General features: G+C 43.4%; 25 protein-coding genes. 5 read left to right on the top strand and 20 right to left on the bottom strand.

Features of this window, described 5'->3' with window-relative positions; genetic code table 11:
• Window positions 1-1,478: 1,478 nt before the first annotated feature.
• From AC1DM9_RS30505 to AC1DM9_RS30445, 13 genes are all read right to left on the bottom strand, one after another.
• Window positions 1,479-2,267, bottom strand: coding sequence for a 2-keto-4-pentenoate hydratase (locus AC1DM9_RS30505; RefSeq protein ID WP_430054485.1), 789 nt, complete (start codon window positions 2,265-2,267; stop codon window positions 1,479-1,481).
• A gap of 3 nt (window positions 2,268-2,270) precedes the next feature.
• Window positions 2,271-3,302, bottom strand: coding sequence for a 4-hydroxy-2-oxovalerate aldolase (dmpG, locus tag AC1DM9_RS30500; protein ID WP_477583836.1), 1,032 nt, complete (start codon window positions 3,300-3,302; stop codon window positions 2,271-2,273).
• Window positions 3,303-3,305: 3 nt separating this feature from the next.
• Window positions 3,306-4,202 (bottom strand): acetaldehyde dehydrogenase (acetylating), encoded by an 897-nt coding sequence (locus AC1DM9_RS30495; RefSeq protein ID WP_477583834.1) that lies wholly within the window; start codon window positions 4,200-4,202, stop codon window positions 3,306-3,308.
• A gap of 13 nt (window positions 4,203-4,215) precedes the next feature.
• Complete coding sequence (locus tag AC1DM9_RS30490) at window positions 4,216-4,995, bottom strand: 2-keto-4-pentenoate hydratase (RefSeq protein ID WP_441880951.1); 780 nt, start codon at window positions 4,993-4,995, stop codon at window positions 4,216-4,218.
• 64 nt (window positions 4,996-5,059) lie between these two features.
• The gene (locus AC1DM9_RS30485) at window positions 5,060-6,526 is read right to left on the bottom strand and encodes an aldehyde dehydrogenase (protein WP_441880950.1); all 1,467 of its coding nucleotides are present in this window, start codon (window positions 6,524-6,526) and stop codon (window positions 5,060-5,062) included.
• Between the two features lie 11 nt (window positions 6,527-6,537).
• Complete coding sequence (locus tag AC1DM9_RS30480) at window positions 6,538-7,002, bottom strand: RidA family protein (RefSeq protein ID WP_339203834.1); 465 nt, start codon at window positions 7,000-7,002, stop codon at window positions 6,538-6,540.
• Window positions 7,003-7,015: 13 nt separating this feature from the next.
• Window positions 7,016-7,561, bottom strand: a complete 546-nt coding sequence (locus AC1DM9_RS30475) for a 3-hydroxyanthranilate 3,4-dioxygenase (protein ID WP_339203835.1) — start codon at window positions 7,559-7,561, stop codon at window positions 7,016-7,018.
• Between the two features lie 188 nt (window positions 7,562-7,749).
• Window positions 7,750-9,864, bottom strand: coding sequence for a stalk domain-containing protein (locus AC1DM9_RS30470; protein WP_477583831.1), 2,115 nt, complete (start codon window positions 9,862-9,864; stop codon window positions 7,750-7,752).
• A gap of 315 nt (window positions 9,865-10,179) precedes the next feature.
• Complete coding sequence (locus AC1DM9_RS30465) at window positions 10,180-10,833, bottom strand: amino acid ABC transporter permease (protein WP_441880948.1); 654 nt, start codon at window positions 10,831-10,833, stop codon at window positions 10,180-10,182.
• A 14-nt stretch (window positions 10,834-10,847) separates the two neighbouring features.
• Window positions 10,848-11,501, bottom strand: coding sequence for an amino acid ABC transporter permease (locus AC1DM9_RS30460; protein ID WP_441880947.1), 654 nt, complete (start codon window positions 11,499-11,501; stop codon window positions 10,848-10,850).
• Window positions 11,502-11,576: 75 nt separating this feature from the next.
• Entirely contained in the window at window positions 11,577-12,365 is a 789-nt protein-coding gene (locus tag AC1DM9_RS30455; RefSeq protein WP_441961879.1) for a transporter substrate-binding domain-containing protein, read from the bottom strand.
• 26 nt (window positions 12,366-12,391) lie between these two features.
• A complete protein-coding gene (locus tag AC1DM9_RS30450) occupies window positions 12,392-13,156 on the bottom strand; it encodes an amino acid ABC transporter ATP-binding protein (RefSeq protein ID WP_441909422.1) in 765 nt (254 codons plus the stop codon).
• Complete coding sequence (locus AC1DM9_RS30445; RefSeq protein ID WP_477583827.1) at window positions 13,095-14,117, bottom strand: amidohydrolase family protein; 1,023 nt, start codon at window positions 14,115-14,117, stop codon at window positions 13,095-13,097. Before AC1DM9_RS30445 ends, AC1DM9_RS30450 begins: the two co-directional genes overlap by 62 nt.
• 349 nt (window positions 14,118-14,466) lie before the next feature.
• Here AC1DM9_RS30445 and AC1DM9_RS30440 point away from each other — a divergent pair, with 349 nt between their 5' ends.
• The 4 genes from AC1DM9_RS30440 to AC1DM9_RS30425 all read left to right on the top strand — a co-directional run bounded on the left by AC1DM9_RS30440 (window position 14,467) and on the right by AC1DM9_RS30425 (window position 18,432).
• Entirely contained in the window at window positions 14,467-15,084 is a 618-nt protein-coding gene (locus AC1DM9_RS30440) for a TetR/AcrR family transcriptional regulator (protein ID WP_339203842.1), read from the top strand.
• Window positions 15,085-15,204: 120 nt separating this feature from the next.
• Window positions 15,205-16,344 (top strand): alanine dehydrogenase, encoded by a 1,140-nt coding sequence (gene ald, locus AC1DM9_RS30435; protein WP_339209701.1) that lies wholly within the window; start codon window positions 15,205-15,207, stop codon window positions 16,342-16,344.
• A gap of 16 nt (window positions 16,345-16,360) precedes the next feature.
• On the top strand, window positions 16,361-16,567 hold the full coding sequence (locus AC1DM9_RS30430) for a 4-oxalocrotonate tautomerase (RefSeq protein ID WP_339203843.1): 207 nt from the start codon (window positions 16,361-16,363) through the stop codon (window positions 16,565-16,567).
• A gap of 113 nt (window positions 16,568-16,680) precedes the next feature.
• On the top strand, window positions 16,681-18,432 hold the full coding sequence (locus AC1DM9_RS30425; RefSeq protein WP_477583825.1) for a methyl-accepting chemotaxis protein: 1,752 nt from the start codon (window positions 16,681-16,683) through the stop codon (window positions 18,430-18,432).
• A 106-nt stretch (window positions 18,433-18,538) separates the two neighbouring features.
• On the opposite strand, the gene AC1DM9_RS30420 is transcribed toward AC1DM9_RS30425, so the two are convergent.
• The 5 genes from AC1DM9_RS30420 to AC1DM9_RS30400 form a co-directional block, all read right to left on the bottom strand.
• Window positions 18,539-19,210: a hypothetical protein gene (locus AC1DM9_RS30420; RefSeq protein ID WP_477583823.1), complete on the bottom strand. Its 672-nt coding sequence runs from the start codon at window positions 19,208-19,210 to the stop codon at window positions 18,539-18,541.
• Window positions 19,203-19,889, bottom strand: a complete 687-nt coding sequence (locus tag AC1DM9_RS30415; RefSeq protein ID WP_477583821.1) for a hypothetical protein — start codon at window positions 19,887-19,889, stop codon at window positions 19,203-19,205. Before AC1DM9_RS30415 ends, AC1DM9_RS30420 begins: the two co-directional genes overlap by 8 nt.
• A gap of 14 nt (window positions 19,890-19,903) precedes the next feature.
• A complete protein-coding gene (locus AC1DM9_RS30410) occupies window positions 19,904-20,533 on the bottom strand; it encodes a DUF4004 family protein (protein WP_477583819.1) in 630 nt (209 codons plus the stop codon).
• Window positions 20,534-20,697: 164 nt separating this feature from the next.
• Entirely contained in the window at window positions 20,698-21,330 is a 633-nt protein-coding gene (locus AC1DM9_RS30405; RefSeq protein ID WP_076270946.1) for a hypothetical protein, read from the bottom strand.
• A 145-nt stretch (window positions 21,331-21,475) separates the two neighbouring features.
• A complete protein-coding gene (locus tag AC1DM9_RS30400) occupies window positions 21,476-21,973 on the bottom strand; it encodes an ankyrin repeat domain-containing protein (protein WP_477549885.1) in 498 nt (165 codons plus the stop codon).
• Between the two features lie 193 nt (window positions 21,974-22,166).
• Between AC1DM9_RS30400 and AC1DM9_RS30395 the strand changes: the two genes are divergently transcribed.
• On the top strand, window positions 22,167-22,586 hold the full coding sequence (locus AC1DM9_RS30395; protein ID WP_477583817.1) for a GNAT family N-acetyltransferase: 420 nt from the start codon (window positions 22,167-22,169) through the stop codon (window positions 22,584-22,586).
• Between the two features lie 170 nt (window positions 22,587-22,756).
• Here the strand turns inward: AC1DM9_RS30395 and AC1DM9_RS30390 are convergent, their stop codons facing one another.
• Window positions 22,757-23,761, bottom strand: a complete 1,005-nt coding sequence (locus tag AC1DM9_RS30390; RefSeq protein ID WP_477583815.1) for an alpha/beta fold hydrolase — start codon at window positions 23,759-23,761, stop codon at window positions 22,757-22,759.
• A gap of 219 nt (window positions 23,762-23,980) precedes the next feature.
• Window positions 23,981-25,147, bottom strand: coding sequence for an MFS transporter (locus tag AC1DM9_RS30385; protein WP_339203852.1), 1,167 nt, complete (start codon window positions 25,145-25,147; stop codon window positions 23,981-23,983).
• Window positions 25,148-25,349 lie beyond the last annotated feature (202 nt).

The following is a 25,349-nucleotide window of genomic DNA, read 5'->3' as shown; positions in this document are numbered from 1 at the left end:
GAATTTGTAGACTAATCTCGCAACCTAGCTCCTACCTCAACACATTCTAACGAACTCCACAGACGCTATTTGATCAAATTAGGCTTGTTTTATTTTCTAACGAACCACACGCTCCCTATTTACCTAAGTTACCTCACATTTGGACATCATTTTGAGCAATAACGCCTCTGGAGTTCGTTAGCGTTCAGAAAACGCATTTTCCTGCCTAGTAGCGTCTTCTGAGTTCGTTAGGAATTTGTAGACTAATCTCGCAACCTAGCTCCTACCTCAACACATTCTAACGAACTCCACAGACGCTATTTGATCAAATTAGGCTTGTTTTATTTTCTAACGAACCACACGCTCCCTATTTACGCATTTAGACTCCATTTTGAGCAATAACGCCACTGGGATTCGTTAGCGTTCAGAAAACACAATTTTCTGCCCAATAGCGTCTACTGAGTTCGTTAGGAATTGGTAGACTACGCTCACTCCCCAGCCCCTACCTCAACACATTCTAACGAACTCCACAGGTGCTATTTGATCAAATTAGGCTTGTTTTATTTTCTAACGAACCCCACACTCCCTATTTACCTAAGTTACCTCACATTTGGACATCATCTTGAGCAATAACGCCACTGGGGTTCGTTAGTTCAGAAAACACAATTATCTGCCCAATAGCGTCTACTGAGTTCGTTAGGAATTGGTAGACTACGCTCACTCCCCAGCCCCTACCTCAACACATTCTAACGAACTCCACAGGCGCTATTTTATCAAATTAAGCTTGTTTTATTTTCTAACGAACCCCACGCTCGCTATTTACCTAAGTTACCTCGCATATGGACATCCTTTTGAGCAATAACGCCACTGGGGTTCGTTAGCGTTCAGAAAACACAATTTCCTGCCCAATAACGTCTACTGAGTTCGTTAGGAATTGGTAGACTACGCTCACAGCTCATCCCCTACCTCGACACATTCTAACGAACTCCACAGGCGCTATTTGATCAAATTAGGCTTGTTTTATTTTCTAACGAACCACACACTCGCTATTTACCTAAGTTACCTCACATCTGGACATCATTTTGAGCAATAACGCCTCTGGAGTTCGTTAGCGTTCAGAAAACACAATTTTCTGCCAAATAGCATCTACTGGGTTCGTTAGGAATTGGTAGACTAATCACGCAACTTAGCCCCTACCTCAACACATTCTAACGAACTCCACAGGTGCTATTTGATCAAATTAGGCTTGTTTTATTTTCTAACGAACCACATACTCGCTATTTACCTAAGTTACCTCACATCTGGACATCATTTTGAAAAATAACGCTACCGGAGTTCGTTAGCGTTCAAAAAACACAATTTCCTGCCCAATAGCGTCTACTCAGTTTGTTAGGAATGAAAATGCAATTGTAATGTGAGCATCCCCTCAACCAAAACAAACCAAAAATGACACCCAAACTGTTATCAGTTTGAATGTCACTTTCATTTCCAAGCCATGCTTATACGCAGCTTAAAGATACGCTTCCCAGATGAGCAAACTGTGCTTGAATTGTATCTCCCGGCTGAAAAGCAATTGCTTCCGTAATCGCTCCGCTCAGCACGATATCGCCCTTGCGCAGCCCTAAGCCGCGCTCGCCTAACTTATTAACAGCCCATGCGACCGATACAGCGGGGTCGCCCAGCACCGCGGCACCGGCGCCAGTAGCCATCACTTGATTGTTTTTCGAGAGCACAACGCCGATTTCAGGCAAATTCAACTCTCGCACAGGAACCATTTTGCTGCCAATTATAAATTTAGCCGATGAGCAATTGTCCGCTACAACATCCGCAAGCGTAAACTTGAAATCCAAATACCTGCTGTCTATTACTTCAATTGCTGCAGCAACATACTGCGTTGCACGCAGCACATCTTCACCGGTTATATTCGTTCCTTGCAGATCCTCGCCTATAAAGAAAGCAATTTCCGGCTCAGCCTTCGGATGAATCAATTGTTTGAAATCGATAGATTCCCATTCCAAAGCTAGCATATCGCTAGTCAGCTCACCGTAAATCGCTTCATAGACACCCATCATTTCCTGCTTTGCTTTGCTAGTCAGCCCCAGCTTATAGCCAATCGAGCGCGTGCCAGCTTGAATCTTGCGCTGTAACAGCTGCTTTTGCACATCATAAGCCTTCTCTATTGTTAAGTCTGGATATTGATCTGTAACCTTAATTACTTCTCTGCACTCTTTCTCGGCATCGTACAAATACGTAACGATTTCTTGTTCCATTTCTCGTGTGATCTCCATCGTTTACTTCACCCCGTTCTTATTTCTGTCCGCCAGTTCTGCGGCAACATCAACAATCATGTCTTCTTGTCCGCCGATAATGCCCCTTTGGCCAAGCTCTATTAGAATGTCCCGCGAGTCAATGCCAAATTTTTTGCTTGCGCGATCCGCATGCAGCAGGAAGCTGGAGTATACACCCGCATAACCCATCACGAGACTGCCCGTGACGATTTCTTGCGGACGCTGAAGAAGTGGACCGACGATGTGCTCAGCCAAATCCATCATTTTATACAAATCGATCCCGATATTCAGACCTAATCGATCTAACACCGCAATTAAAACCTCTGTTTGAGTATTGCCCGCTCCTGCTCCCAAGCATCGCACGCTGCCATCAATTCGAGTTGCACCTTCTTCGATTGCTACAAGCGTATTGGCAACTGCCAAAGACAAATTATTGTGCGCGTGGAAACCAATTTCTATCGATAAGGCTTGTTTTAACGCTTCTATTCGCTCACGAACCTGATGCGGCAGCAGCGCTCCGGCAGAATCCGTCACATACACAGCCTCAGCGCCATAGCTTTCCATCAATTTCGCTTGTTCTACCAGTTTCTCTACGGGAGCGGAATGCGACATCATCAGGAAACCAATCGCTTCCATGCCGAGCTCTCTAGCCATATAAAGATGCTGGGCTGACACATCTGCTTCCGTGACATGAGTTGCTACTCGTACTAGGCTCGCCCCTAGAGCTCTTGCTTGCTTCAGCTCATGAACCGTCCCTATGCCTGGCAGCAGTAGAACGGCGATCTTCGCTTGTTTGCTTTCATCTACGGCTGCTTCAATCAGCTTCATTTCATCAACGAGCGAACGGCCATACTGCAAAGTTGACCCGCCTAAACCATCGCCATGGCTGACTTCAATATTGTGCATGCCCGCATCATCAAGCGCACGAACAACGCTCCGCACCTGTTCTTCTGTAAATTGGTGTGCAACCGCATGGCTGCCATCCCGCAAGGACACTTCCGTAATTTGGACCGGCTGATTACTTTTTCGGTTCACCCTTTACACCTCGCTATTCGTTTCGCTAGACTGGTTTGATAGGCGGTTTTTTGCATAATCTTCAGCTACCCGGACAGAGGCAGCCGTCATAATATCAAGATTGCCTGCGTATGGCGCGAAGTAATCTCCTGCTCCCTCTACCTCGAGAAACACCGATACTCGATTTCCATCAAAAATAGGCTCCTGCTTCAAGCGATAGCCTGGCACGTATTCTTTTACGCATTCAACCATGTCATAAATCGCTTTGCTTATAACGGCCTCATCCATATTTTTCACTTCGCAATAGACGGTGTCTCGCATCATAAACGGCGGATCTGCTGGATTTAAGACAATTAGCGCTTTTCCACGATCTGCACCGCCCACCTCTTCTATACCGCGGCGTGTTGTAATCGTAAACTCATCGATATTAGCCCGCGTGCCTGGCCCCGCGCTTTTGCTAGCAATTGTTGCTACAATCTCAGCATACACGACGTCTGCTGCTTCATTTATAGCATGAATGATTGGGATCGTTGCTTGCCCCCCGCATGTGATCATATTGACGTTCGTCGCTTGCAGATGATTGCCCATGTTTACGACAGGGGATAGGAATGGCCCAACTGCTGCCGGTGTTAAATCAATAACAATTTTTCCCATCTTTTGCAGCACTTCATTATGTTTAACATGAGCTTTGGCGGAAGTAGCATCAAAAATAATGTCCGCAAGCTCAGGATTGTCGATAAGCCCCTGAATGCCATTCGAAAAAGTCGCATATCCGCGTCCTTTGGCCCGCTCAAGTCCTTCCGAATTCGGATCGATGCCGATTACCGCTGTAAGCGTAAGCCAATGGCTTCTTTCCAGCTTGTACATTAAATCCGTACCGATGTTGCCAGATCCGATAATAGCTGCTTTCAATTTCCCCATATGGTTTGTCCTCCTACTCGAATGCTACGGATACCGACCCGATAGAACCAAATCGTGCTTCGATGTGGTCTCCGGCTTTAACCTGAACCGCTCCTGACAAAGCACCCGGCAAAATAATTTCTCCAGCCTTTAATGAAATATCAAATTCACTAAGCTTGTTCGCAAGCCATGCAATCGCATGGGCTGGATGTCCGAGTGCAGCTGCTCCCGCTCCCGTTGCGACTTGCTCGCCATTTTTAAATAAAATCATTCCAAGATCGCGTAAATCTATATTGTCGATAGACGTTTTTTTCTTCCCGATCACAACTTTTGCCGATGAACCATTGTCAGCTACCGTATCGATCAACTTGATTTTCCAATCTGCAATTCGGCTATCAATAATTTCTAATGTAGGCACAATATATTTTGTAGCTAACAGCACATCGAGGAACGTTACATCCGGCCCCTTCAGATCCCGATCAAGGATGAAGCCGATTTCCGCCTCAATGCGCGGCGCGATCATTTCATTTGCTTTTACGATGCTTTGATCTTGCACTTCCATATCATCAAGCAAATGTCCATAATCCGGCTCATTGACATTCAGCATCGTTTGCATCGCTTTGCTTGTTAGTCCAACTTTCTTGCCTATAATGTGACGACCTGCCTCCAGCTTTTGCTTGACGACCTGCAATTGTACGTGATAGGCATCGGTTACAGTTATTTCCGAGTAACGTTCAGTAAAAGGTGCGATAGCCACTTGTGTCTCTTCCGCTTCCAATAGTTCACTTGCCAGCGTATTGATGATTGGGTTCATAGTAAATGTCCTCTCTTTCCTCCTAAAAATAAAGCGGATGGTGACGATATCGTCACCATCTTCCTTATAGCTTCATCGTGATCGATTTGGCTTCTGTATAGAAATCAAAGCTATGACGACCGCCTTCACGGCCGATTCCACTTGCTTTCGAGCCTCCAAATGGGGTACGCAGATCGCGGAAATACCAGCAATTAATCCAAAACAATCCGGAGTTTACAGAAGCGGCCACACGATGTGCGCGGCGCAGGTCATTCGTCCAAACGACGCCTGCAAGTCCATAAATCGAGTCGTTTGCTATTCGAATCGCATCTTCTTCTGTTTTGAATGGAATGACCACGAGAACCGGTCCAAAAATCTCCTCCTGCGCAACTCGCATCTTGTTGTCTACATCATAAAGCACAGTTGGCTTATAGAAGTTGCCATTTCCAAGCCCTTCGACGCGTGTGCCTCCGCAGCCGAGCTTCGCACCCTCAGCGAGTCCTATCTCCACATAGCTGTGGACCTCTTCGAGATGTGATTTGGATACGAGTGCCCCCATATCCGTCTCTTCGTCAAGCGGCATACCTACTTTTATTTGATTAACAGCTGCAATAAATTTTTCCAAAAACGTATCGTATACGCTTTCATGAAGCAGCATACGTGAGCCAGCAAGACAGATTTGTCCTTGGTTACGGTAGATGGCATCGATTGAGCCTTTCACAACTTCATCCAAATCAGCATCTTCAAAAACGATATTAGCTGATTTCCCGCCTAGCTCGAGAGAAACTGGAATCAATGATTCTGCTGCATTTCGCATGACCGTCTTACCTGTACCCGACTCTCCGACGAATGAAATTCGGCGAACATAAGGATGGGAAGCCATAATTGTGCCAACCGTGCTGCCTGATCCGGCAATAATGTTCAATACGCCCGGAGGAAGCCCAGCTTCATTTGCAATTTCCCCAAGAACAAAAGCACTGAGCGGTGTGTTCGAAGCTGGTTTAACAACAACCGTATTGCCAGCTGCAAGTGCTGCCGATACCTTCCAGGTCATTTGCATGAAGGGCAAGTTCCAAGGAATAATGATGCTGGTTACGCCCGCTGGTGCATATTTGGTATAGGACATCATGCCTTGCTTTTCAAAATTTTCAGCATGATGATAGAGTGCCATTTCGGCAAAAAATCGCATATTCGATGCCGCTCTCGGTATATCAAAGCCACGGCTTTCTTTAATCGGCTTGCCGACATCAAGTGTTTCTAGTACCGCAATTTCTTGATGCCTTTGCATAATCAAATCGGACATGCGGCATAAAATTTCGGCTCTTTTCTCTACTGTCATATGGCTCCAAACGCCGCTTTCGAACGTTCTCTGCGCTACCTCGATCGCCCTGGTCGTATCTGCTTCATTCGCCATTGCCACTGAGGCCAGCTTCATATTCGTTGCCGGATTAATCGTATCGAATGTGGCACCCGAAATGGAATCTACGAATGCGCCGCCGATAAATAGCTTCGCATCTTTTACAGCAGGATTTGCTATAATGTCATGATTCATCTACAGCCCTCCTACTCTTCAATTTCGAGAGTCATTTCAATTTCAATGGCTGTATTGTTTGGCAGCTGCGCCATTCCAACTGCGGATCTTCCATGCTTGCCCTTATCTCCGAATACATCAACCAGCAAGTCAGATGCGCCATTCATTACTTTCGGCTGCTGTGTGAAATCTTCTGTGCTATTTACGAAACCTAAAATTTTGACCACACGTTTCACTTTGCTAAGCTCGCCGAGCTCCTGCTTCACGACTTTTAATAAATTAATCATCGATTGCCGTGCAGCCAGATAACCTTCCTCGACGGTTAAATCCCTGCCCAGTTTTCCATGATACTCATCTACTCCCTGGCCTGCTGTGAAGAGCAGGTTCCCCGCCCTAACGCAGGTTACATAATTGCCTACCAGCGGACGTGAGGAGCCAAGCGTGATGCCAAGCTTTTGCAAATTTTCTTCCGGTGTTGCCAGCGCTTGATTTTCCACCTAAGTCACCTTCTTATTCTGGTTTCCATTCCTTAACTTCTTCAGACATTACATGTCCGCATGATTTGCAAGTACGCACTTCTATATTTGAATTGAAGCTGTGGATCGCTCCTTTTACCTGTGTTTCAATATCGGTTAACTGTACGGTTACGCGGTGCATCTCGTGGTTGCAGCTCTCGCAAAACCATACAAAATCCTCTAGCTCCCCTTTGTCGCGTTTGCGCTCAATAACGATGCCAAACGTGTCAGCCACACGATGCGGTGAATGCGGTACCATTGCCGGCAGCATGAATACTTCGCCTTCATTAACGGCAACAACCTTGCGCTCGCCAGCCTCGGTAATACATTCCACATAACAAGAGCCCTTCACTTGATAAAAGAACTCATCGGATGGATCAATGTGAAAGTCTCTGCGTCTGTTCGGCCCGCCAAGCACCATTGCAATAAACTCAGAATCTTCCCATATTACCTTGTTATTAACCGGTGGTTTGAGCTGCTCCTTGTTATCTTCAATCCATTTCAAAAGATTAAAAGCGGTTAATGATTTAGCAGTTGCCATAATAAACCCTCACCTTCAAATCGATATTTTTTGGATAAAAGCTGATCTTGTTTTCACTATAAGATAATGTCGACATCATGTCAATATTAATATTGACGATATGTCAGTTTTATTTGAAAGCGCATTAAAAAGGGAAAAGACCGCGTCGCCAATCGGCACTACTGCGGTCTTCTCCCTGCCAAATCATCTTAAATACTAGTCACAACAATCGCCTTATCATCCTGATTCCACACGGCTTTACTTCCGGTTGCTAGTTCAATAAAGGAAATCGGAATATACGTTGTACCGCCCACCATGACTGAAGAAGCAGCCATCGGTTTCTTCACTCCATTCACCGTTGCTTCCTTCTGCCCAATCTGCAGTTGAATGGTAACGCCGTCTTTTGTCCCCGTTACCGTCTTGGAAGCACCATTCCATTTCACTTCATAACCTAATTTCTCAAAAATAGTACGTAAGGGAACGAGCGTTGCACCATCTTTGCTAAACGGCTGTGCTGCCAAAGGAAGTGCCGCCTCACCGTTAAGCTGAAGACTCGCCTTAGGCAGTCCGCTTACAGGATCACCAAGAAGCGGCGAAGAAAGGACGTACATCCCATGGCCAGAGAACACCCAAATTAAATGGCGATCCCATTCTACAAAGGTGCCATGCACAGGATCAGATTGATCGCTCATATACTTTTTACCTTCATCGTCAGTCAATTCGCCTGACATTTTCGGTACAAAATAAGCAGCAATCGTTGGTTTTAACGGATCTTTAAGATCAAACATTTGAATGCCTGCATTGTAGAATGCATAAGGCATATATTGTTGGCTTGGTGTACCTGGCTGAATTTCAGCATAGCCGGTACGCTTCGGTCCGAAGCTGCCTCGACGCTGGCAATAGTCCGTAAACGGCGCATCTGCCGGCGGCGTTGGACGCGGCATAATCGTTGCTATTTTCGGATTAAGCGGATCTTTAACATCAATTGCATAAATTTCTTTATACGGCTCATGGCAATCCTCGCTGAGCGGATAACCGCTGTAATAAACCATGCCTGTCGTCTCTACTTTACTGACGTCGATATTATCGCCCTCAGTTCCTGCAAAGCTCATCGGCATTTCAAGATGCGATACCGTCTTCATATTGTTCGGATCAGAAATATCTACAATGTAGAAGCCTAATCCACCCATCGCTGCATAACCGTATTTTCCGCCTTCTTCTACTGTTTTGGGAATAAACAACGGCATTCGCGATCCCATCCAGCTTGTTTTATTACCTGCTCGCGGATTTAGATTATATTGTGCTTCTTCGCCAATGCGTTGTCCAGGTACTGACCAAATCGATAGCTGCTTTGGTTTTGTTGGATCTGAGATGTCATAGACAAGCTGTGCACCTGAATAAAGATAGGTTTTATATTCTGTGTTCGCGTAGCTGTCGTCTGGAGCACCTGCAACAAATAAATATTTATCACCGGAATAGACCGGGATGTCTTGGCAGCCAGATCCTTGCTGCGGCTTATCTTTGGAGTAAATACTTGAATCAAGCGGCGTCTCGGAAAGAATTTTCCAATCCGTCCAGTTCGGGCCGTTCACCTCATAAATTCGGAAGCCGCGCAGCATTTCAAAGTCGCGAATTGCCTTTACTTCGTCTGGATTCGTGTACTTATTCGTTATTTTGCCGTAGCGCGGAACCTCATAGCACTGAACAGCTAAATTTTTATCTAATTCCTCGTTGTACTTCACGTTAAATGGGCCAAATTGATGTTCACCCGCTTGTTTGTCGATCCATTTTGTCGTAATAAGCTCGGCCTTTAGCGGGTCCGTTATATCAAACAAATTGTATTGATTGGTCTCATAGTCATACAAATAGCGACGTCCATCCAAATCAAAGGATGTTTGCCAGCTGTGTCCGTACCCCGCTACGAATGGATAAAAGGCTTCAACCTTCATGTTTTTAATATATTGATTCAAGTCTAGATAAGGCAAGCTGCCGTTGAACGGCTGTGGTCCTTCATTTTCCGGCATAACCGTCGGATGAGTAAACACGCCAGTCTCTACATTGTAACCCCAGCTGCCTTCTGCTGGTTCGGCGGGCTCACCCGGCAATCGTTTATGCGTTTCGTCTACTGGATACGGTTGTCCAGCATCAGGTGCATTCACGTTGACGCCTGTGCGCTTCGCAACATAGGCGCCTGAATTGGATTCTGCCTTCACGGCAGTTGTATCTGAGGATGCAAAGATAGGTAAAGACGGAAAGATGAGCGTACTAACAACAGTTACGAGGAGAACACTACTAAAAATTCGCTGCCTGACCGCTTTTTTCATCAGTTCAAAACCTCCAGGAATAAAATATTCATTACCTTTTGGAAACGCTTGCAATTGATCTGATCGAGCAACCCTGACAAAACATTCATGCTGTTCTTAGCTCGAACGTATTCAGCCCCTTTAACAGCCTCCTTCAAAAACATCAGATGTAATTCCAGAATCAACCTAACAATATATTGAATATGACACAGTGTCAATATGATTAATTTCATTTTTTTTATCCAAAAAAAGGCTGCAACGACAAATAAGAGTCTGTCGAAATTACCATTCGCCAAGACTCATTTTCAGTCATCATTCCCTATCGATCACACAAAATTAAATCGTTAAACGTCTTTCCAATCTTCGTGCAAGTAAAGAAAGCGTATAATTTACGATGAAGTAAAGAATAGCGACTAACAATAAAATTGGAATAACAAACTTAACATTATAGTTATAAATAATTTGTGCACTTCGCATCATTTCTGGGAGTGTAATTACGATAGCAAGCGAAGAGCCTTTGAGAATAGAAGTACACTCGCTGACGATAGGCGGAATCATCCGTTTTAGCGCTTGCGGGAGAATAATATGCCATATCGTTTGGACATAGGTTAAGCCGGAAGCTCTTGCAGCCTCCACCTGCCCCTTAGAAATGGAATTCAAACCGCTGCGGACAATTTCACATAACATAGCTGACGCATAAACCGTTAAGCCCGCTACTGATGCGGTAAACACGTCCAGCTTTAAGCCAATTTCCGGCAGTGCAAAAAAGATAAAGAAAAAGACGAGCAGAAGCGGAATGTTGCGAATTAAACCTACATAGAGAGCAATGATTTTCGCAATAATAGGAATTTTGGCGTATCTAATAATGCCCATGATCGTACCAAATACGAAGGCTAATACAATAGAGAGAGCTGATACTTCAATCGTTACTAAAAATCCTTTAAGTAAGTAAAGAAGATTATTCGCTGAGTAAGCACCTATGAAATCCATGACAGCTCTCCTTTCTAATCGCTCGCCGATAATTTCCGTTCTAGATAGCCGATAAAGAGACTGAGCGGAAGCGTCAATATTAAGTAGAAAATAGCTACAAAAATGTATACATCAAATACAATAAACGTATCCGATGAAATAATGTCCCCGTAGTACATAAGATCCTTGCCGGATATCGACCCCAGAATAGCAGATCCCATCACCAAATTTAGAAATTGATTGCCAAGAGGCGGGATAACAACTTTAATCGCCTGCGGCAAAATAATATGTCGCATCGTTTGAATGTAAGTAAGTCCTGATGCCCGCCCCGCCTCAACCTGCCCATGAGGTACTGCTTGAATTCCTGCTCTAATCGCCTCTGCAATATAGGCACCCGAATATACAGCTAATCCAAGCGTTCCGCTTACAAAGGCATTTAATTGGATCCCTACCGCCGGTAAACCAAAATAGAAGAAAAAGATTTGTATGAGCAAGGGCGTATTTTGAATAAATTCAATATACATCGTCGCCAAGCCCTTAACGGGCTTCACGGGAGAAATCTTCATGACGGCAACGATCGTTCCAATCACTAAACTTAATAGCAGCGCGAGCAGACTGACCTGGAGCGTTGTTAGAAAACCAGCCCAAAATTGTTCCCTGTATTCAAGTAAAATTGAAAAATCCAACATCTAACTCAGTCCTCTCCGCTTCTAGATGTCTAAGGAGATAAAGGGACGAATGAACGCATTCGTCCCCTCCTGCCATTATTCTGGTTTTTGTTTTAACCATTTTTCATATATTTTGTCGTACTCACCGGTTTCTTTTAATTTTTTTAGCGAAGCATTAACCTTATCCAGCATTTCTTTATCGCCTTTTCTAACTGCGATTCCCCATGGCTGATCTTCAATAACACCGCCAACTAGTTTATATCCCGGGTTTTCCAAGGCAAGTCCCATTAAAATAGCATTGTCAGTCGTTAGCACATCACCTTTGCCCGTGCTAAGCGCCGTAAACGCTTCGCCAAGGTTCTCATATTCAGATACGACTGCTTCCGGTGATTTCTCTTCAATTACTTTGCCGTCTCTCGTTCCTTTAACAGCGATAACCTTCTTGCCCTTTAAATCTGCAATGCTTGTAATTGCTGAATTCTCCGGCACGAGCAGTGATTGCCCTGCACTGAAATACGGATCAGAGAAATCCACTTCCTGCTTTCTCTCTTCTGTAATTGTCATCGTGCGAACGATCAGATCGATGTCGCCATTTTTCAGCATCGGAATTCTTGTTTTACCATTCACTTCAACATATTCAATATTGTCTTCCGAGCCTGTGATGTCTTTTACGATGGCTGCTGCAATATCGAGGTCAAAACCTTTGGTTTTGTTATCTCCCGTGTCAACATAACCAAATGGAAAAGCATCTGCGCCAATTCCGACGGAAATTTTTTTCTGATCCTTGCCTGATGCCGGTTCTGCTTTACCTCCACACCCAGCCAGACTAACAGTAAGCAACACCGATGCAACCGTTATACTTAGATTCTTCTGCCATTTCTTCATACGTAAATCCCCCTTATTCCCTTTTATTAATGAACCAGAATTCGACTAAGAAACAATCTTGTTCTGTCTTCACTTGGACTGGAAAAGAAATGTTCAGGTTTTCCTTCTTCAACGATCTGACCTTGATCCATAAATATAACGCGATCGGCTACTTCACGTGCGAAGCCCATTTCATGCGTAACCACTACCATAGTCATGCCTTCGCGTGTTAGCGCTTTCATGACGTCTAAAACTTCACCAACCATTTCAGGATCTAATGCAGAGGTCGGTTCGTCAAAAAGCATGACTTTCGGCTTCATTGCGAGTCCCCTAGCAATAGCTACCCTTTGCTGCTGACCACCTGATAGTTTGGAGGGGAAAACATTTGCTTTCTCCGTTATCCCAACTTTATCAAGGTAATACATAGCCAGCTTCTCAGCCTCGTTCTTTGGCATGCCTCGGACTTTGATAGGAGCAAGCGTGATATTCTCGATCACTGATTTATGTGGATATAGATTAAAATGCTGAAACACCATTCCAATCTCTTGCCGCATGACATTAATATTCGTGTGCTTGTCATTCACTTTATGGCCGTTCACAACAAGTTCTCCAGAAGTAACATTCTCCAATCGGTTAATGCAGCGCAGAAGCGTGCTTTTGCCAGATCCTGATGGACCAATGATGACAACCACTTCTCCTTCTTTGATGTTTAGATCAATATCTTTCAGGACGTGGTTCGAGCCATAATGTTTATTTATTTTGCGAAATTGAATCACGCGGTGAACCTCCGATACGAAAGAATTTTGCAGCATTTCCGCCAAATAAAGCGGCCTTTTCTTCTTCGGTTAAGTTGAGGCTTTGTTCGATGACCTGGCCTGGAGGAACCTCCCTTAGCAAAAAGGGGTAATCAGAGCCCATCATAATTTGTTCATGACCAAATCTATCTATCATGAATTTGAGGTTAAGGGGATCGAATACTAAAGAATCATAAAACATTTTTTTGGCATAATAGCTGGGCGGATGTGTTGTTAAACGAAGCTGAGGCCAAACGTTCCACCCTTGATCAAGCCTCGGCAGAATATAGGGAAACGATCCACCGCCATGAGCAAAACAAACCTGCAAATCTGGGAATCTCTCCATTAGGCCGCTCCAAACAAAAGTAGCTGCTGCTAGAGCCGTTTCGCTTGGCATGCCTATCGTATACATGAAATTATGCCTTGGCGTTCTATCTTTTCCGAGTGTCTCCCATGGATGAATGAACAAGGGGACCTTCCATTCTTCAGCCATTTGGAAAAATGCAATAAAGGAAGGATCGTCTAAATTTTTACCATTGATGTTGGAGCCGATTTCAATTCCATTTAAATGAAGCTCATGAATGCAGCGATCCATTTCACGAATAGCGGCATCAGCGTCCTGCATCGGGACGGTACCGAGCCCGGCAAAACGGTTTCTATGCTGCGCGACCGTTTCAGCTATAAAGTCATTCTGAATGCGTGACATCTCTATTGCTTCATCTAATGGTGCCCAATAAGAAAAGGTAACCGGAATTGGAGACAAAACCTGCATATCAACGTTTTCCCTATCCATATCCTCTATTCTTTTTTTGGGGCTCCATACTTGATCCGTTACCTCACGAAATGATTTGCCGGCTACCATAATCGTAGCACCGCAAGTACATGTTCGATTTAATATCGGCCATCGATCTCCCCCGTATTTCTGATAAAAATCGGGTAGCTGCTCAGGTATAATATGCGTATGCGTATCGATTCGCATGATTTGAAACCTCCTTATAAAAGGGATATCATTCTAAGTAGAAAAGCATGTGCTGGGAATAAAGATGACGAGATGTCAGTTTTTTTGAAAAAAAACACCATCGAATCCCAAATGAGGTATACTATTTAAATAAACCGCTTACAAATTGTGCATCCTTTGTAAACTTTCAGCTTGGATATCTATCATATTATGATGATTATGACATCATGTCAATAAGAATTATGCAAATTTGATTTTGGATGTTAGTCGATGAACCGCCATTCTTTTTTATATTTACAATAGGGATGTCATTCGACTAGAATGTATAGTACTCTACAGGCAATATTCTCTTGAAAGGTTGAGATCCTATATGGAAAACGAAATAAAAGATATCGATGGTCGACACCTTAGATCGCAGCAAACGAGGCAAAAGCTTTTAAAAGCAGCCAGAACCGTTTATTTAAAAGAAGGCTTCCAGAACAGTACAATTAATCAAATTATTAAATTGGCAAAAACCGGTTATGGTACAGCCTATACCCATTTTACCGGAAAAGATGATTTTCTAATCGTATTGATGGAAGACGTCATGCAGCAGTTTTTTGATATCGCGAATATCTCCTTCCAACCGACATCCAAAGAAGAGGCTAAAAAGGTCATTAAGAGTCAAGTACTCACCTTCTTCCAAATAGCCGAATCAGAACGAGACATGATGAAAGTGTTTGCTGAAGCTATGGGACTCTCATCCGCGGTAAATACAAAATGGGAAGAAATACGACACAAGCTTATTCAAAGTATAACGACTGACATCACCTACTCTCAGCAGCATGGTTTAGCTCGAACAGACTTAAAAGCAGAGCTCGTTGCATGCCAATGGTTCTATTCGAATGAAATGTATCAATGGGATATTGTTCATAACAGACACCAATATTCTCTCGAAGAAATTGCGAATACCATCACAACTATGTATACCGACGCTCTTTACTTATAAGGGCTCGGTATGCCTTTTTGGCATTCTTGCACAATAATATTGACACTTTGTCATATTTATTTTATATTGATGCTGCGTCAACTTGTTTGCACAAAATTGGTTGAAGGGATGGAAAAGCAGATGATTATCGGGGTTCCAAAAGAAATTAAAAACAACGAAAACCGTGTCGGAATTGCACCAGCCGGAGTAACGGCCTTCTTGAACAATGGTCATGAGGTTTGGATAGAAGCGCAAGCAGGAGCAGGCAGCGGATTCTCGGACGCTGACTACTTAGCCGCAGGAGCTAAAATTGTGTCCACTGCTCAGGAAGTCTGGTCTGCAGAAATGGTTATTAAAGTGAAAGAGCCGCTTGCAGAAGAATATGTTTATTTTCGTGAAGGCTTATTATTATATACCTATCTTCACCTTGCTCCAGAAGCAGAGTTAACGAAAGCATTGGTCGATCGCAAGGTCGTTGCCATCGCCTATGAAACGATTCAGTTCGATAATGGAGCTTTGCCGCTGCTCATGCCGATGAGTGAAGTTGCCGGACGAATGTCGATCCAGATCGGTGCCCAATTCCTTGAGAAGCCGCATGGCGGAAAAGGTGTTTTATTAGGCGGCGTGCCTGGGGTAGCGCCTGGTGAGGTGGTCATTATCGGCGGCGGAATCGTTGGTACAAATGCGATTAAGATCGCTGTCGGATTCGGCGCTTCTGTTACCGTACTCGATGTAAGTCCAGATCGCCTTCGGCAGCTTGACGATATGTTTGGCGGGCGTATTCGAACGCTAATGTCCAATAGCTATAACATCGCAGAAGCGGTGAAAAAGGCTGATCTTTTAATCGGTGCTGTTCTTATTCCAGGAGCGAGGGCTCCTCGCTTAGTTACCGAGGAAATGGTTAAAACGATGCAGCCGGGATCTGTTATCGTCGACGTTGCCATTGATCAAGGCGGTTCTATTGAAACGGTGGATCGTATTACTACCCACAGCAATCCTACCTATGAAAAACATGGTGTCATCCACTATTCCGTTGCGAATATGCCTGGTGCCGTCGCTCGAACTTCTACGATTGCTTTAACTAATGTAACGATTCCTTATGGCGTACAAATTGCCAACAAAGGCTACAAGCAGGCTGCTCTAGACAACAAAGCCATTGCTAGAGGAATTAATATTGCTGAGGGCAATGTAACCTATAAAGCGGTTGCCGATGCACACGGATACGATTACATTGACATTTCCGACTATTTGAATACCCCTTCTAAGCAGGTTGCCGTGTAAGGGAGAATCATGAGATATGCCAATCGTAACGATTCAGATGATGGAAGGAAGATCAACCGAACAAATAAAGTCTCTTATTGCCAGCGTAACAGAGACCATTGCAGCAGAATTGAACTCTCCAAAGGAGCGAATTCGCGTTTTAGTTACAGAAATCCCCTCCACCCATTGGGGAATTGCCGGTGTTCCAGCAGCAGAAATTATCGCTCCGCCTAAACATACGTAGTGACTTCCACCTGCATAAATTCAGCCACTTTATTGGACGGTGAGATCGGTACCGCCAATGATGGTGGCTATTTGTTTTGATAACTGTGGCTTAGAAAAGGGGTTTATCTAACGATGAAACAAATCAGCAATTCTAAACAAATGAAACTATCTTTTTTTGGGAAAAACCTGCTTCTCTCCGGTTTGAACATCGTCTTGATTGCGCTTATCCTCATTACAGCCAGCTATTTTATCCAAGAACGAGTTTTAGTTAAAACTTTAAATCAACAGGCAGAAGGTTTTGCAGCGCTTGCTGCAAGTGAATTCGAATTAGCCGAAGTTAAAGAAGCTTTCCAAAATCATGACGTAAACAGTCCGCTCCACAAAAAACTTATTGGGAAAATAGCTCATTTTCAAAAAACGAACAACAGTGTATCCCAATCCTATCTATACTCTGTTGATATCGCTCAAGGAAAAACGCCGATTCTGCTAGCCGTCCCGCAAGACTATATTGACTCCGGCTACACGCCGGGCACCGCTTATGAGCAATCCCCCGTCATGCTGAAGGTCATGAAAAAGCTGCTCGAAAGCAAAAAAGCAGCAACAACAGACATTTACACAAACAGTTATGGACAATGGATAACCGTCGTTCATCCCATCATGGATGAGCAGAACAATGTCATTGCAGCATTTGCGATTGATCTTCATGCGGATATCGTCTCCGAAGGAAAAAAAGAGCTGCTCCTATGGACGGTATCCGTTCTGATAGCAGCGCTTCTCGTCATTTTGTTTATCCAAATTGTTGTGCTGCGCAAATTGCTTTCACCTATTAAAGAGTTGAACGGTGCTTTTCGTAAAGTTAGCGAGGGTCAGCTTGATGTGAGTCTGCCCACTAATCGTCTGGATGAATTAGGCTTATTGAATGCCCGTTTCAATGAGATGATATTAAGCTTACGAGACATGATTAATGGTGTACAGCAAAATGCCCATCAAGCAACGATTCAAGCGAATGAACTAGCAACGAATGCCGAGCAAAATTCGAAGTCGCTTAGTGAGGTTTCACACCGCATTCGCCAGGTTGCTGTTGGCGCAGAAACGCAGGAACAGGTAGCCTTCGAAAGCTCTCGTGCAATGGAGGAAATGGCAGTGGGCATACAGCGTGTAGCCGAATCCGCAGCTAGTATGGCGGTTGCCTCTGAGGATATGTCTGAGGAGGCCTCACAAGGCAATCTCTATATTACGAAAGTTATCCATCAGATGGATGGCATCCATCAATCCGTTCAACAATCGTCCGCTTCCATCAACTCGCTAAGCGATCGCTCTAACGAAATTGTGCAAATTGTCGAGGTCATTGCTGGAATTGCGTCACAGACCAACTTATTGGCACTGAATGCCGCCATTGAAGCGGCCAGAGCCGGCGAACAGGGAAAAGGATTTGCAGTTGTCGCAAGCGAAGTTAGGAAGCTCGCTGATCAATCCCATCAGGCTGCCACTCAAATTGGCGTATTAATCCTTGAGATTCAACGAGAAATAACGCAGGCGGTACATGCTATGGATGAAGGAACGAAGGAAGTAACACAAGGCATGTTAATCGCGGAGGAGACGGGAGACAAATTTCAAACCATATATGCGGCCACGCACAATGTTGCTCAGCTGATTCAAGAGGTTTCAGCCATATCTGAGCAAATGTCAGCGGGCTCTGAGGAGGTCGCCTCCTCTGTTCAGGAGCTCTCAACTATAGCTGAAAGCTCTTCAAAGGCTGCTATTGACGTCGCTAATGCATCGGATGCACAGCTCGATTCTACGAAGGAAATTAGCGCTTCCGCTGTATCACTTAATGAAATGTCCAAGCAGCTGCAAACATTAATTAGCAAATTCAAATTATAAAATTTAAAAAATGCGTCGGCAGATATAAACCATACACTCTGCCGGCGCATTCATTTCCCCCCCCCTAAATAGGGAAAGCTTATTTTGTTCAGGGCGTATAAAAAAATCATAGTTTTACCTTGTTTTTCACAACTGCACTCTTATGAATTTTCAGTTCATCGCGGTATTCCACCGTCTCAATTTCGCAGTCTATACCTATAATTACATTCTCTCCTCTAACGATACTTGCCTTCGTATAATGAAGCTCGATGTTATCGCCCTCGATCAACCCCGCATTGAATATGACCCCGTCCATCGATTTCATCAGCCTCAGCAATGTTCCCACTTTGCTTCTTTTAATTTTGATTTTGCTGCCTCCGACCTCTTTGGCAAAGCTAGGTCCGAACATACTAATAGCCAGCTGATCTGAGCTTAATAGTCCATCGATATTTACTGCGCCATTTATGTGCAGCTCTTCCGCTTCACAATCACCTGCTGCATCCAATTGACCCGTTAATTTAATTTTGTCTACGCTAACTCTTCCTTTTGACTTCATCTCACCTCGTCCTTGCAAGCTAAGCCCATTTAAGCTGCCATCAACGGCACATACGCCCGTTATCTTCATATCTTTCGCAATTAAATTTCCAGCGATCTTGACTTCTCCCGTCAGCCTGAGCTTCTCACAATCCACATCACCGTTAAATTTACATTCGCCTGTTATATTCACATTTTGATAAAACCCGCCCGCTGACGTTGTTTCACCTAATACTTTCAATGGATTCCGTATAGGCTCAGTCACTAACCTTCTCCTCCTTCATAATTGCAGCGCCGGGATGTACGGACAGCTTCGAGCGATATTCTACTCGTCCTATCGAGCAGCCCTGACCAATGATGACAACATTACCCCTAACGATATCTGCAGTTGTAAATTCAATATCAATATTGTCGCCTTCAATGACCCCAACACGCAGCTCAGGCTTTAGCTTCGGAATAATTCCACTGAATAATTTATTCCACATTCCCACGTCTGCCTGCCTGATGACCAGGTCTTCCACGCCAATCTCATTCGCTTTTCCTTGGCCTTGCAGTTGAAATTCCAGCTGGCCCGCACTGAGCAAGCCGCCAACCGTGAAGCCGCCCTTACCTGTAAAATGCTCTAGCTCACAATCACCTTTTATGCTCATCATGCCATTTAATTCACAGCTTTCGCCGCTAACTCCGCCCGCGATAGTAAGCAAACCATCCGCCTTCATATTTCCAAATTTCATATTGCCTTTTACATCCATCGTACCATTAACTTCAAGCTCATCTGCCGTAAGATGCGCCTTCATTCGTATATGTCCATTCCCCTTAAATCTACGCGCAACAATAGGTCCGCTTACTTTGCCAACACCATCTATAGATACGTGATCGTAGCTTCCACCTGCGGCACCGCTAACTCCACTAATCTTTAAATCTGACAGCTGATATTCCGTCATCGCTCTTCCCTCCATTAAGAAAGCTTCCCTTTTAATTGTTCAATTAAATCACCTAAGCTTAGCTTGGCAACAAGTCGGACACCTTCGTCAAAAACTAAATCACTTGGCGAGTGCGCCATGATAAAGGAAGTCATCCCCATTTTTCGAATAAAAAATAGATCCCAGCTCTTCCCCTCGAACTTCCTGACCTTCTCGTTCAAGGTTTGAAACAACAGTTCTGCTTCCTCTAAGCTCAGCTCTCCGAGGCCAAGCAGATAGTCAACTGCAAATAAATGCACAAGCTCGTCAAAAGAATACTGTCCACCAATTCCAGATAACGCTCCGAACCTGCTTAGGGTCATAGACGAAACAATGTTACGTTCTCCGACTTCTGCAGCAGTCAGTGTCATATCGTTAATAGCGGACGTATCAGATAACTTACCCGCTAGATCATCTAACGAAAGATCATCCTTCATATTAATAATGTTATGGATGCGCGCTAATATCGTCTGTTTTGGGAAAAAGGTTTCTTGTCCTGTAAACGTTGATTTTCGAATAAACCATTCCTCAGGAATAAGCTTCTTTCGTTTCCAACGATATAATTGCCCATACGAAATGCCGGTTAAATCCAGCAGCTCCTTTTTCGAAATTAAATCCTTATCCACTATAATCACCTCTCGAAATGATCGTAACATAACACTGTTACGTTGTAAATGAGAATATCACAATAAAGAAAGGTTTGGCTGGCTTGCTATTCTTCATTTATATAAAAGAAAAAGGCAGCTCCCGATTCCATTACGAATCAGAAGCTGCCTTTTGATGAAAAATTTTAGGAATTTATGCCATGTTCATTTCGAATGTTATACATGCCTTGAATCAGCAGCTCCGCAGGATCCCGGTTCAACTGCAAATGTGTCAACAATAGATGTAACGGAATAGCGCAAACGTTGTTTCCGTCTTTAATCGTTGGAAATCCAGCTTCAAAGACTGGACCGTGTTCTTCGTTCCAAGCCAGACCCGCATGTACCTGTTCCGGAGCAAACTCTTCCGTCACTGCTGTTATACATTGTGGAACGAGTATTTTGTCGATTACCGCTTTAGCCTCCTCTTCACTTGCAGCTGCTTGTGAGAGAGGTTTACCACCCTCGATCTCCATAAGATCGACGAAGAAAGAAGCCATCCACACCGCAGGATCATTCCCCGATTGGAATCTATTGACCAACTCATGCAGGAAAAACCCGCAGGAATATACGCTGTCCGACTCATCCTTCACATGAAATACAAAAACTGGGCCATAAGCTTCGTGGTTCAACACTTGTCCTTCAACATCGTTAAATTGCATTTTTAAAGCTACGATGCCATTATGGTGAACAGCCTTAATAAGCTCCGCCCATTTCTCCTCGGTCATCGCCGAATCCTTACTGTTTACTTCCTCATTTGTTGTCTCATTGTTTATTGTCATAGTTCTACTCGTCTCCTATAACAGCATCATCTTGTAAATCTCGTTTTTTTCACTAGCCTATCCATCAGCAAGCTTTCTGCTCATTAATTATAGATTACCACAATTACTTACTTTGTTTATATGCAAGTATTTTCCAGACTCATAATCACCTACGAAGAAACTCAGCCACATTATGGTTTCCTTGCTTGACTGCAAGAGACCAGGCAGTATTCCCTTCTCGATCTTCAGTGTTTAAATTTGCTCCATGCTCAAGCAATAAGCGAATGATTTCAATATTATCATCATGAAAAGCTGCAGTATGCAAGCAAGTATGACCATTGCTGTCCAGAAGATTAGTATCGGCATGATGCTTCATAAACAAATTAATGAGATCTATATTCCTTTCGCCTGCAATTGCAGCATGCAAGGCTGTATTGGAGGGAATGAAAGAAATCTTGGAATGAGATACAGCATTAATGTCAGCACCATAGTCAAGCAATACCTGTGCCGCTTCTTTATTGCCAAAATGTGCTGCGAAACCAAGAGGTGTAAGCCCATCCTTATTTTCGGCATTTGCTAGGCTCGGGTCCAATTCTAATAAGCTATTTAGCTGAGTTCCTGACTGAATCGCTTGAAATAAATCTTCGATCAACGGACCATTCATTTTTTCCCCACTCCATTTCAACTGGTTTCATTCTACAACATTACCAAACTTTAATAGACGATTTCAATTATAATAAAATACGTTTATAAACTATTTTTTACTGCTTCTATTTCGAACAATTGTGATAGATTAAAATAGATAGGTATTTTTGCTTGCATGAGGTAAATGCAGGGATTAGAGAGGCGTGTGAAGTATGGAATTATACATATCAAATGAATGGAATAATGATGATAAATCGTATGTTAGCAACAATATGTTTGCTTTTAATTTAAAGCATTTTCCAGATGACCTTAAAGGTCGCTATCAGGAGGTGAACCTGTTTCTAAAGAACGCTGATGGGCAAATTTTCGGCGGGCTTCTTAGCGAAATATGCTGGAACTGGATGCAGATTGAGTACTTATTTGTTGCGGACGAAATTCGTAAATCCGGGTATGGCAAGCAGCTTTTAGACGAGGCCGAAAAAATAGCTAAAGCGAAAAACTGTGATTTCATAAAGCTGGATACCTTAAGCTTTCAGGCGCTCGATTTTTACAAGAAGCAAGGTTTCGAGGTATTTGGATCAATACCGAATGCTGGCGGTTATACGCACTATTATTTAAAAAAAGACCTTTAACCGTTTTGCTTTGCTGTTCTAATTAATCTTTTAGCGCCAAATAAAAAAACCTCCATCGAAGGATGGAGGGAACCTTGTCGAAACTGATTATAAGAAAAATAATAGGACGATGCTCCTCCCTCATCTTTCCTTCTTACCTAATAAATGAAGAATTGAAACATTCATGTCCTCTAGTGAGCAAGCTGCTTCCATGTTTTATTGAGCCACTCCGCAAATAACTCCTTCTCCTCAAATTGCGGATAATGAGCCGATTGTTCAAACAGAACAAAATCTTTCACAGGAGCATGCAGCACGTCAAAATATTGTTTTGCAGCATTCACCGATGTCATATAATCATATTTCCCCATCACAAAATAACTAGGAATATCCAGTGTCTTCACTACATCAATAATATTATTGCTCGCTTCCTCAGCGAGCAGCATCTTTTGCGTTACAGAAATTCCTCTTAAATAGCGAACAACATCAAGCAAGTTATACTCAGGTTGAAATAGAAATCCTTTGTAATAATCCATGTTGTCATCAATTAACCTTGCTGCCCCGCCATATTTTCGAATGATCGATCTAGGCGTCGTTTCCTCCCCTTTTTCGATTGGTTCTCGAAGTAACTCTAATCTTTCCACTTCCTTGGTATTGTTAGCCAGCTTTGCCTGTTCTATAACGTATTGCAAACTATCCAATTCGCTCGTTACCGTATCAGCCACTTGCCCAATTCCGATATAAGCCGCAAACTTGTCAGGTGCCTTAGCCGCAGCTTTCATCCCAATGTATGTGCCAAAAGAATGACCGATGAGCAGCACTTTCTGTTGTCCAAATTTCGCGGTTACATAATCGGTCAACGCAAGCAGATCATCCACAAGCACGTCAGTCGTTAGATTAGAATAGTCTTCATTAAAATGATAAGATTTCCCGCTCCCGCGCTGGTCATAATGTACGATTGTATAATTTTTCTCAAGCAGATCTTGATATTTCCTTACATACGGAATTTCAGAACAACCCGGGCCGCCATGCACAAAAATGACAATCGGATTACGTTTGTCTACTCCCCTAATCATCACTTCATATCCAGTACCATTGATTTCAACTTGCTCTAACGTACTTATGCTGTTGTCACCTTTAATGCGAGGTGTCCACGTTGGGAATATCAATCCGACCAGAACAATCAGAACAATGATCATAATAGTGACCTTCCCTATTTTTATTATTTTCCTATTCAAGAGCTGGCTCCTTCAAAACGTTATTATCCTTTCATTATAAATGATTTCATTTTGACTTCATAATTAACGATTTCCTTGCTAAACTTTGCTGCTGTATGAAGAAATGAAAAAAACGACATCGCTGTCGTTTCTCATGGCTATGATGATATAGAGGTATCGAATTAAAAAAACTGATCACTATTATGATGCAGCTTCATCTGATGCAGAAAGCCTTTTTCCATAAACCCGATATAGAATGAGACCAAACAGCATGCCTACAAAAGATATGGCGGAAATAGACAAGTACAATGTTTTGCCTCCAAAGCTACCATACACGGCTCCGCCTACATAGGAGGCTAAAATGCCTGAAACTCCAAAAAACAGCAGCGCAAGCACCGTTTGACCTGTCGCGCGCCATTCGGTTGGTACTATTCGATAAAGATACTGAATAGCTGCTGAATAGAATACAGGGAAAGTCAACAGCTGTAAAATTTGCAAATACGCGAGTATGTGCGGATCGGTAATCCAAGCTGAGAGGAAAAACCGAAGGAAATAGAACACGGCTGAAAACGAAATAATAAGCAGCTCTTTACCTTTGCGCATCCACCAAAAGCTCAGAGCGAACACTACAATTTCACTGCCTGCTGCCAAGAAGAAGGCTTGACCAACCAATTCGGTACTCCCGCCAAGCTCACGAATGTATACGCCAAGAAAGGTATCGTTCATCCGTGCAGGGACGGAACAGATAAACACCAAGAGCAGAAACATTAGTGTCTCTTTGTTGCTAATAAAATGTTTGAGACTTTTTAAGGTAACCGGCTTGCCTGTCACAGGCGCATCGGGCATGATCCAACCTATAATAAAACTGATTAACCCGATTCCTCCAAAAAGCAGCGCCAAGCTATGTTCACCGAAATAAGAGATAACATAACCTGTAAGCAGCGCTGCTAAGGCATAACCCAAAGCGCCATAAGTACGAATAGAGCCATAGCTGGTTCCTGAAGATTCGGCAATTGTAAAATTCAAGCTTTCCGTTAATGGATCGATGGACATGAGAAAGAAGTACAGCAGCATAGCATACAAAATGAGCTGCGGATAACTGCTGGAATCATAAAGCAAATAACCAATGATGGTTGAGAAAAATAACAGTACCAACAATACTTTACGAATGGATTTGGTTCTATCACTTATCATCCCCCATAAAGGTTGAGCGATGAGCGTAACAAATCCGCCTGTTCCTATAATGAAGCCAATTTGCGATGGACTTAGTCCTTGTACATCTAAATAAACCGGAAGGAATGAAATAAACATAGCCAGTAGTGCAAAATACAAAAAATTAAAGCCTCGTAATAAGTTTGATGCCTTCATAAAAGTTTAGTTCCTCCACTTGTTTCTTAAATATAGCTATCTCAATCTTTTATTCTACCATGAAATGAACTTTTATATGTGGATCAAAATCAAAAAACGGCATCTCTGCCGTTTTTGGTTTCCATTTATGCTGCTGAATTTGTTTTCATTGAGGCTTATCTCATTGCGCGAACATAATTTCGAGAATGTTAATGTGGATTTT

The organism is Paenibacillus sp. 01T431 (assembly GCF_056398625.1).
This window is presented reverse-complemented; position numbering and strand designations above follow the sequence as displayed.